The 8,990-nt window shown below is 45.4% G+C and carries 3 protein-coding genes, 11 tRNA genes, 1 rRNA gene, 1 pseudogene and 4 other annotated features (1 of these 20 running past the window's edge); of the genes and pseudogenes, 1 reads left to right on the top strand and 15 read right to left on the bottom strand.

Annotation, left to right across the window (positions count from 1 at the left end; translation table 11 throughout):
• Positions 1-71: a sequence feature (16S ribosomal RNA rRNA prediction is too short), on the bottom strand; it reaches 406 nt to the left of the window's first position.
• A gap of 137 nt (positions 72-208) precedes the next feature.
• Positions 209-584 (bottom strand) — a sequence feature (23S ribosomal RNA rRNA prediction is too short).
• Positions 585-597: 13 nt separating this feature from the next.
• Positions 598-1,321, bottom strand: a sequence feature (23S ribosomal RNA rRNA prediction is too short).
• A gap of 7 nt (positions 1,322-1,328) precedes the next feature.
• Positions 1,329-1,886 (bottom strand) — a sequence feature (23S ribosomal RNA rRNA prediction is too short).
• 287 nt (positions 1,887-2,173) lie between these two features.
• The 13 genes from CZ490_RS19115 to CZ490_RS19055 all read right to left on the bottom strand — a co-directional run bounded on the left by CZ490_RS19115 (position 2,174) and on the right by CZ490_RS19055 (position 5,689).
• Positions 2,174-3,725 (bottom strand): 16S ribosomal RNA (locus CZ490_RS19115).
• A gap of 80 nt (positions 3,726-3,805) precedes the next feature.
• Positions 3,806-3,879, bottom strand: a tRNA-Gly gene (locus tag CZ490_RS19110).
• Between the two features lie 17 nt (positions 3,880-3,896).
• A tRNA-Pro gene (locus tag CZ490_RS19105) sits at positions 3,897-3,973 on the bottom strand.
• Positions 3,974-3,981: 8 nt separating this feature from the next.
• Positions 3,982-4,058, bottom strand: a tRNA-Arg gene (locus tag CZ490_RS19100).
• A gap of 83 nt (positions 4,059-4,141) precedes the next feature.
• Positions 4,142-4,228 (bottom strand) — tRNA-Leu (locus tag CZ490_RS19095).
• Positions 4,229-4,245: 17 nt separating this feature from the next.
• Positions 4,246-4,326, bottom strand: a tRNA-Leu gene (locus CZ490_RS19090).
• Positions 4,327-4,340: 14 nt separating this feature from the next.
• Positions 4,341-4,416: transfer RNA gene (locus CZ490_RS19085), tRNA-Lys, on the bottom strand.
• Positions 4,417-4,421: 5 nt separating this feature from the next.
• A tRNA-Gln gene (locus CZ490_RS19080) sits at positions 4,422-4,496 on the bottom strand.
• 227 nt (positions 4,497-4,723) lie between these two features.
• Positions 4,724-4,799, bottom strand: a tRNA-Val gene (locus CZ490_RS19075).
• Positions 4,800-4,857: 58 nt separating this feature from the next.
• Positions 4,858-4,929: transfer RNA gene (locus CZ490_RS19070), tRNA-Glu, on the bottom strand.
• Between the two features lie 9 nt (positions 4,930-4,938).
• Positions 4,939-5,029, bottom strand: a tRNA-Ser gene (locus tag CZ490_RS19065).
• A gap of 2 nt (positions 5,030-5,031) precedes the next feature.
• Positions 5,032-5,106 (bottom strand) — tRNA-Asn (locus CZ490_RS19060).
• A gap of 127 nt (positions 5,107-5,233) precedes the next feature.
• A complete protein-coding gene (locus CZ490_RS19055; protein WP_077620343.1) occupies positions 5,234-5,689 on the bottom strand; it encodes a SprT family protein in 456 nt (151 codons plus the stop codon).
• 153 nt (positions 5,690-5,842) lie between these two features.
• On the opposite strand from CZ490_RS19055, the gene cmpA reads away from it, so the two are divergent.
• Positions 5,843-5,956, top strand: a complete 114-nt coding sequence (cmpA, locus tag CZ490_RS22185) for a cortex morphogenetic protein CmpA (protein ID WP_087947091.1) — start codon at positions 5,843-5,845, stop codon at positions 5,954-5,956.
• Positions 5,957-5,988: 32 nt separating this feature from the next.
• Here the strand turns inward: cmpA and CZ490_RS19050 are convergent, their stop codons facing one another.
• Both CZ490_RS19050 and CZ490_RS19045 read right to left on the bottom strand, forming a co-directional pair.
• Entirely contained in the window at positions 5,989-8,163 is a 2,175-nt protein-coding gene (locus CZ490_RS19050) for a Tex family protein (RefSeq protein WP_327078414.1), read from the bottom strand.
• A gap of 64 nt (positions 8,164-8,227) precedes the next feature.
• Positions 8,228-8,983: pseudogene (locus CZ490_RS19045) on the bottom strand (SigB/SigF/SigG family RNA polymerase sigma factor).
• Between the last annotated feature and the right edge of the window lie 7 nt (positions 8,984-8,990).

Genomic DNA, 8,990 nt, shown 5'->3' with positions numbered 1-8,990 from the left:
CGCTAACCCCTCCTCTTAACCTTCCAGCACCGGGCAGGTGTCAGCCCCTATACTTCGCCTTGCGGCTTCGCAGAGACCTGTGTTTTTGCTAAACAGTCGCCTGGGCCTATTCACTGCGGCTTTTCAGGGCTATTCACCCTAAAAAGCACCCCTTCTCCCGAAGTTACGGGGTCATTTTGCCGAGTTCCTTAACGAGAGTTCTCTCGATCACCTTAGGATTCTCTCCTCGCCTACCTGTGTCGGTTTGCGGTACGGGCACCATTTACCTCGCTAGAAGCTTTTCTTGGCAGTGTGGAATCAGGAACTTCGGTACTATATTTCCCTCGCCATCACAGCTCAACCTTATGGTAAGCGGATTTGCCTACTTACCAGTCTAACTGCTTGGACGCGCATATCCAACAGCGCGCTTACCCTATCCTCCTGCGTCCCTCCATTGCTCAAACGGTAAAGAGGTGGTACAGGAATATCAACCTGTTGTCCATCGCCTACGCTTTTCAGCCTCGGCTTAGGTCCCGACTAACCCTGAGCGGACGAGCCTTCCTCAGGAAACCTTAGGCATTCGGTGGAGGGGATTCTCACCCCTCTTTCGCTACTCATACCGGCATTCTCACTTCTAAGCGCTCCACCAGTCCTTACGGTCTGACTTCGCTGCACTTAGAACGCTCTCCTACCATTGTTCGTAAGAACAATCCACAGCTTCGGTGATACGTTTAGCCCCGGTACATTTTCGGCGCAGAGTCACTCGACCAGTGAGCTATTACGCACTCTTTAAATGGTGGCTGCTTCTAAGCCAACATCCTGGTTGTCTAAGCAACTCCACATCCTTTTCCACTTAACGTATACTTTGGGACCTTAGCTGGTGGTCTGGGCTGTTTCCCTCTTGACTACGGATCTTATCACTCGCAGTCTGACTCCCGAGAATCAAGTCTTTGGCATTCGGAGTTTGACTGAATTCGGTAACCCGATGAGGGCCCCTAGTCCAATCAGTGCTCTACCTCCAAGACTCTAACTCGAGGCTAGCCCTAAAGCTATTTCGGAGAGAACCAGCTATCTCCAGGTTCGATTGGAATTTCTCCGCTACCCACACCTCATCCCCGCACTTTTCAACGTGCGTGGGTTCGGGCCTCCATTCAGTGTTACCTGAACTTCACCCTGGACATGGGTAGATCACCTGGTTTCGGGTCTACGACCACGTACTATTTCGCCCTATTCAGACTCGCTTTCGCTGCGGCTCCGTCTCTTCAACTTAACCTTGCACGGGATCGTAACTCGCCGGTTCATTCTACAAAAGGCACGCCATCACACATAAATGTGCTTTGACTACTTGTAGGCACACGGTTTCAGGTTCTCTTTCACTCCCCTTCCGGGGTGCTTTTCACCTTTCCCTCACGGTACTGGTTCACTATCGGTCACTAGGGAGTATTTAGCCTTGGGAGATGGTCCTCCCAGCTTCCGACGGGATTTCACGTGTCCCGCCGTACTCAGGATCCACTCAAGAGAGAACGAAGTTTCGACTACAGGGTTGTTACCTTCTCTGACGGACCTTTCCAGGTCGCTTCGTCTACTCCGTTCCTTTGTAACTCCGTATAGAGTGTCCTACAACCCCAAGAGGCAAGCCTCTTGGTTTGGGCTATCTTCCGTTTCGCTCGCCGCTACTCAGGAAATCGCGTTTGCTTTCTCTTCCTCCGGGTACTAAGATGTTTCAGTTCCCCGGGTCTACCTTCTCTTACCCTATGTATTCAGGTAAGGATACTGCCCCATTACGAGCAGTGGGTTTCCCCATTCGGAAATCTTCGGATCAATGCTTACTTACAGCTCCCCGAAGCATATCGGTGTTAGTACCGTCCTTCATCGGCTCCTAGTGCCAAGGCATCCACCGTGCGCCCTTATTAACTTAACCTGTTCGGCTTCGATAAGCGGCGGATTTCTTCGTCACCTCATTCGTCAGCATCCTCACGTACCTTAAGTACGCTCCGGTGCTTCCTCACTCGGTTCCTCGAACTCCTTGCTTCTCGTGCGCCTAAAGTTGTTAAAAGAACTTTTACTACTTCAATGAATGTTTTGTTACGTTATCTAGTTTTCAAGGAACGACTTTGAGAGAAAAAGCACTCTCAAAACTGACCACAATACAAAGCGTCTTTTTATGAAGTTCGTAGAACTTCAGTTTCCTTAGAAAGGAGGTGATCCAGCCGCACCTTCCGATACGGCTACCTTGTTACGACTTCACCCCAATCATCTGTCCCACCTTAGGCGGCTGGCTCCTTGCGGTTACCCCACCGACTTCGGGTGTTACAAACTCTCGTGGTGTGACGGGCGGTGTGTACAAGGCCCGGGAACGTATTCACCGCGGCATGCTGATCCGCGATTACTAGCGATTCCGGCTTCATGCAGGCGAGTTGCAGCCTGCAATCCGAACTGAGAATGGTTTTATGGGATTCGCTTAACCTCGCGGTTTCGCTGCCCTTTGTACCATCCATTGTAGCACGTGTGTAGCCCAGGTCATAAGGGGCATGATGATTTGACGTCATCCCCACCTTCCTCCGGTTTGTCACCGGCAGTCACCTTAGAGTGCCCAACTAAATGCTGGCAACTAAGATCAAGGGTTGCGCTCGTTGCGGGACTTAACCCAACATCTCACGACACGAGCTGACGACAACCATGCACCACCTGTCACTTATGTCCCCGAAGGGAAAGCCCTATCTCTAGGGATGGCATAAGGATGTCAAGACCTGGTAAGGTTCTTCGCGTTGCTTCGAATTAAACCACATGCTCCACCGCTTGTGCGGGCCCCCGTCAATTCCTTTGAGTTTCAGTCTTGCGACCGTACTCCCCAGGCGGAGTGCTTAATGCGTTTGCTGCAGCACTAAAGGGCGGAAACCCTCTAACACTTAGCACTCATCGTTTACGGCGTGGACTACCAGGGTATCTAATCCTGTTCGCTCCCCACGCTTTCGCGCCTCAGCGTCAGTTACAGACCAGAGAGCCGCCTTCGCCACTGGTGTTCCTCCACATCTCTACGCATTTCACCGCTACACGTGGAATTCCGCTCTCCTCTTCTGCACTCAAGTCCCCCAGTTTCCAATGACCCTCCACGGTTGAGCCGTGGGCTTTCACATCAGACTTAAAGGACCGCCTGCGCGCGCTTTACGCCCAATAATTCCGGATAACGCTTGCCACCTACGTATTACCGCGGCTGCTGGCACGTAGTTAGCCGTGGCTTTCTGGTTAGGTACCGTCAAGGTACCGCCCTATTCGAACGATACTTGTTCTTCCCTAACAACAGAGCTTTACGACCCGAAGGCCTTCTTCGCTCACGCGGCGTTGCTCCGTCAGACTTTCGTCCATTGCGGAAGATTCCCTACTGCTGCCTCCCGTAGGAGTCTGGGCCGTGTCTCAGTCCCAGTGTGGCCGATCACCCTCTCAGGTCGGCTACGCATCGTCGCCTTGGTGAGCCGTTACCTCACCAACTAGCTAATGCGCCGCGGGTCCATCTGTAAGTGGTAGCTAAAAGCCACCTTTTAATTGAAGACCATGTGGTCTTCGATGTTATCCGGTATTAGCTCCGGTTTCCCGAAGTTATCCCAGTCTTACAGGCAGGTTACCCACGTGTTACTCACCCGTCCGCCGCTAACTTTTGGGAGCAAGCTCCCAAAAGTTCGCTCGACTTGCATGTATTAGGCACGCCGCCAGCGTTCATCCTGAGCCAGGATCAAACTCTCCAATAAGAGTATTGATTGCTCAATAGTTTGTTACCAAAATTAAAACGTTGACGCTTGTATTATGTTTAGTTTTCAAAGAACTAATTTGGAGCGGGTGATGGGAATCGAACCCACGACATCAGCTTGGAAGGCTGAGGTTTTACCATTAAACTACACCCGCGTATTTAAAATTTCGTCTGGTCGGGAAGACAGGATTCGAACCTGCGACCCCTTGGTCCCAAACCAAGTGCTCTACCAAGCTGAGCTACTTCCCGATAAAATATGGCGCGCCCGAAAGGAGTCGAACCCATAACCTTCTGATCCGTAGTCAGACGCTCTATCCAATTGAGCTACGGGCGCATATTATAAGTGATTCGAAATCAGCGACTTTTCTATAATAACACCTTTTAAAATCGAACGCAAGCATTTTTTAAAAGTTTTTTTGGTGCGGTCGAGAAGACTCGAACTTCCACGGGATCAACTCCCACTAGGCCCTCAACCTAGCGCGTCTGCCATTCCGCCACGACCGCAAATAGATTAAACACAATGCGGGTGAAGGGACTCGAACCCCCACGTCAAAGACACTAGATCCTAAGTCTAGCGCGTCTGCCAATTCCGCCACACCCGCGTATTTAATTTAAATGGTGAGCCATGAAGGATTCGAACCTTCGACCCTCTGATTAAAAGTCAGATGCTCTACCAACTGAGCTAATGGCTCTAAAATGGCTGGGCTAGCAGGATTCGAACCTACGAATGACGGAGTCAAAGTCCGTTGCCTTACCGCTTGGCTATAGCCCATTGATTTTACTTCATGTGAAACTTCCTCGAATATGCTACAAGAATTACTCTATAATAGGATATAGTGGAAAATTTCAGTAAGAAAATTTACGGAATATCATCGACAATACGAAGAACTAAAGAGTAGCATAGCAACAACGTCTGTGAAAGATATCGTTAAGGTAATACCTGCGGCATCCCTGGTTATTATCCGTAACATTCAATTTAATATACGATTATATTATTCATGGTGGAGGATGACGGGATCGAACCGCCGACCCCCTGCTTGTAAGGCAGGTGCTCTCCCAGCTGAGCTAATCCTCCATTATTAGAGATAGAAATGGGAGGTAAGAACCAGATGTTCCTACATCCCATTATCGTATGACCCGTACGGGATTCGAACCCGTGTTACCGCCGTGAAAGGGCGGTGTCTTAACCGCTTGACCAACGGGCCATTAAATTCTGGCGGAGAAGGAGGGATTTGAACCCTCGCGCCGCTTACGCGACCTACACCCTTAGCAGGGGCGCCTCTTCAGCCACTTGAGTACTTCCCCATTGGCTCCGCAGGTAGGATTCGAACCTACGACCGATCGGTTAACAGCCGATAGCTCTACCACTGAGCTACTGCGGAATAGTTTAACGACATTTCTTATTATAAAAACAGTCTCTCTTGTTGTCAAGAGCATCTTTTTTATATCTGTTTGCCATTTTTGTGGCGACTTTTATAATTTAGCACATATGAAACGACGAGTCAACATTTATTTTACCTCCACTAATTTCCCAGAACATTTACCACAAACATAGCGATTAGTGTCGACTCTTCTTTTCCTTACATAGCCTAACCCGCAACTCTTACACGTATACAAATATTGTTTAGTTATCCTTCTTTTCTTGACTGAGTCCAACGGTTTGCAAAATCGAGGAGCATCAACTTCCTTCAAAAGTTCACGAAAGTCACGGTCCCGATGCTGATACCCCCTTCCTTCAAGGTGTAAATGGTAATGACATAGTTCATGTTTTATGATTCCGACTAACTCATCTATTCCACGTTCTTGATAATATTTAGGATTAAGTTCGATGTTATGAGATCTGAGGAGATATCTTCCACCCGTAGTTCGTAAGCGATTGTTAAAAGTAGCCTTGTGACGAAATGGCTTATTAAAATACTCTAAAGATACCTCTTCTACTATCTTCTGTAGTTCAAACTGCTCCACAATTTTTTCTTCCTTTCAATCCTTTTCGAACAGGACGTACTGTAATTGCATACACTATATATACTCTAACCTATAGTTTTGTTACTTTACATTATAGTATCATTCTTTCTGCTTTTACAAAGACATAACATTAATGACGAGGAGGTTTACAACATGCCAACTTGGCTTCAAAACCAAATGAAACGTGCCTACTATGAGAAAAATAGATATCAAATAAAATTATTAAATCAATGTTGGTATTTTTATAGAAAAAAACACTGCTCGTAAGCAGTGTTTTTACTTAGTTAAAGCTCTGTCTATTATTGTGGAGGTAGCATTGTTAACGCAACTCTCCCTTTCTTTACATCAACGTCGTCAATCCAGACAGTTACAACATCACCAACAGACACTACATCTAGAGGATGTTTGACAAAGTTATTACTCAATTTTGAGATATGGACTAATCCATCTTGCTTGACTCCAATATCTACAAAGGCTCCGAAATCAACAACATTTCGAACAGTACCTTCTAGCTCCATTCCTTTAGCAAGGTCTTCGAGTTTAAGAATGTCTTTCTTAAGTAATGGTTTTGCTAGTTCATCACGCGGGTCTCGTTCTGGACTGACCAAACTTTGAGTTATATCGTGAATGGTTATTTCACCTATGCCCAATTCCTCCGCAACTTCTTCTGTTACAACTGAAGAGATTGCTTCCTTTAGCTTCTCAGTTCCAAGTTCGTTACTCGTTAAACCGAACTTAGCAAGTAGTTGCTTAACCTCTTTATAATTTTCAGGATGGATTCCAGTACGATCTAGTGGTTCGTCACCGTCTACAATGCGAAGGAACCCAATACATTGCTCATACGTTTTCGCCCCTAGTCTAGGAATCTTCTTTAGCTCGCTTCTATTCTTAAATTTACCTTCTTCCTCTCGTTTTTTCACAATATTGTTAGCTACAGCTTTCGAGAGGCCTGCTACATATTGTAGCAAGGATGATGATGCCGTATTAACATTGACCCCCACTTTATTAACAACCGTTTCGACAACAAATGTTAGCTGGTCATTTAACTTTTTCTGTGACACATCATGCTGATATTGCCCCACTCCCACTGACTTTGGATCAATTTTCACTAATTCCGCCAGTGGATCTTGAAGTCTTCTCGCAATTGAAACCGCACTTCTTTCTTCTACTTGAAAATCAGGGAACTCTTCACGCGCAATATCAGAGGCTGAATATACGCTTGCTCCCGCTTCATTTACAATAATATAGAAAGTTTCTTGCTTCACTTCTTTTAAGACTTCAGCAACAAACTGTTCCGTCTCCCTTGAAGCCGTACCGTTCCCTATAGCCACCATTTCGACCTTAAAATCTTGTATTACAGACTTAATCTTTTTAACAGCTTCCTCTCTTTTGTTAACTGGAGGATGCGGATAGATAACGTCAATTTTTAGTACCTTTCCTGTTTCATCTACAACCGCCAATTTACAACCCGTACGGTAGGCTGGGTCAACTCCAAGTACAATCTTTCCTTTGAGTGGCGGCTGCAAGAGTAAGTTTCGGAGGTTTTCCGAAAAGATATGAATCGCTCTATCTTCCGCTTTCTCCGTTAGCTCTTTTCGAATTTCCCTTTCGATTGAAGGCTGAATTAGACGTTTGTAGCTGTCTTCAATTGTTTCCTTGATAAAAGGAGTCACAGGTGAATTTTCCTTTTTGACGATTTTCCTATGTAAAAAGGTTAAAATTCGGTCTAGAGGTGGTTCAATCGTCACACGTAAGATTTCCTCTTTTTCACCCCGGTTCATGGCTAATACACGGTGGGGAACCACCTTACTTATAGGTTCCTTATACTCGTAATACATTTCATAAACATTCTTTTCGTCTTTTTCTTGATCCTTTACTGCCGTCTCGATTGTGCCTAGTTTGAAGGTTTCGTTACGAACCCATTGACGGAATCCAGCGTCATCTGAAATCCATTCTGCAATGATATCCTTTGCACCCTGAATTGCATCTTCTGCTGTGTGAACTTCCTTTTCCTCCGAAACGAATCCGGATGCATATTGAGTAACATCGACATTCATTGGGAAGGTATATAGCCATTCTGCTAATGGCTCTAGTCCCTTCTCTTTCGCAACTGTAGCTTTTGTACGTCGCTTTTGCTTGTATGGTCTATATAAGTCCTCGACTTGTTGAAGCTTGGTTGACTTCATAATATCTGTTTGAAGTTCAACCGTAAGCTTTCCTTGTTCAGAGATAAGACGGATCACCTCTTCTTTTCTCGTCTCTAGGTTTTGTAAATACGTCCATTTCTCCTGTACATCCTTAATTTGTACTTCGTCTAATGACCCCGTTAATTCTTTTCGATACCGTGCAATAAAAGGTACTGTATTTCCTTCATCTAAGAGGTTGATTACACTTTGCACTTGCTTTATCGTGATACCAATTTCTTTTGCGATGGTTTTCACCATCACATCATTATTCTGCAATGTCTGTGTCAAAACTGTTTCCTCCTACTTTCCTTCTACATCGTCTTCTAACCCATTCTATTTTACCAAAAAACCTTCAGCCCAGTACTTCTTGTCGAAGCTTTTTAATGGCATTTCGCTGTATACGGGATACATGCATCTGTGAAACACCAACAAGTTTTCCGGTTTCCCTCTGACTTTTCTCTTTTATGTAGGTGTAGTAAAGTATCCGTTTTTCTCGTTTGGAAAGGACGTGGAGTGCTTTCTTTATATCTATTTGTTGCAATGTTCTTTCGTAAGCCTAGTCCTTTTCCCCAACCATCTCTAGGATAGGTTTGCCATCTGAATCTGGATCCGCAGGTGTATCTATTGATTGAGAACGATAGGCTTGTCCCATTTCCATTGCTCTTAAGACGTCCTTCTCATCTACGTTTATATGACTCGCAATTTCTTCTATCTTAGGTTTTCTTTGTAAAACGATTATTAGCTCGTCTTCAGCCCTTTTTACTTTTATTCCTAGTTCTTTCACTCGTCTAGGAACATGCACGCTCCAGGTCTTATCACGCAAGAAATGCTTTACTTCACCAATAATGGTAGGGATAGCATAGGTGTTAAATTTTTTCCCTATTGTTGGGTCAAATCTTCTGATTGCACCTAGAAGGCCTATTCTTCCGACTTGTACGATGTCCTCGTGAAACGCCCTGCCTTTGGAATATTTCCACGCAATTGAATTTATTATACTTTCATACTTCTCAAGTATTTCCCTTTCTTTTTCCTTTGAGCCAGTTGCTTGGAAATCCTGTACCAGCTTTTCTACTTCTTCTCTTTTAGGTTGTGTAGATTGCTTATTCATTCTTTTC

This window comes from Litchfieldia sinesaloumensis (assembly GCF_900156865.1).
Classification (GTDB): Bacteria; Bacillota; Bacilli; order Bacillales; family Bacillaceae_L; genus Ferdinandcohnia; species Ferdinandcohnia sinesaloumensis.
Note: the sequence above shows the minus strand (reverse complement) of the source record. Positions and strands in the feature narration are given on the sequence as shown.

Bases quoted from the DNA above. Each gene is read 5' to 3' on its own strand.
- cmpA (WP_087947091.1), top strand. From the start codon at position 5,843: ATGCCAACTTGGCTTCAAAACCAAATGAAACGTGCCTACTATGAGAAA.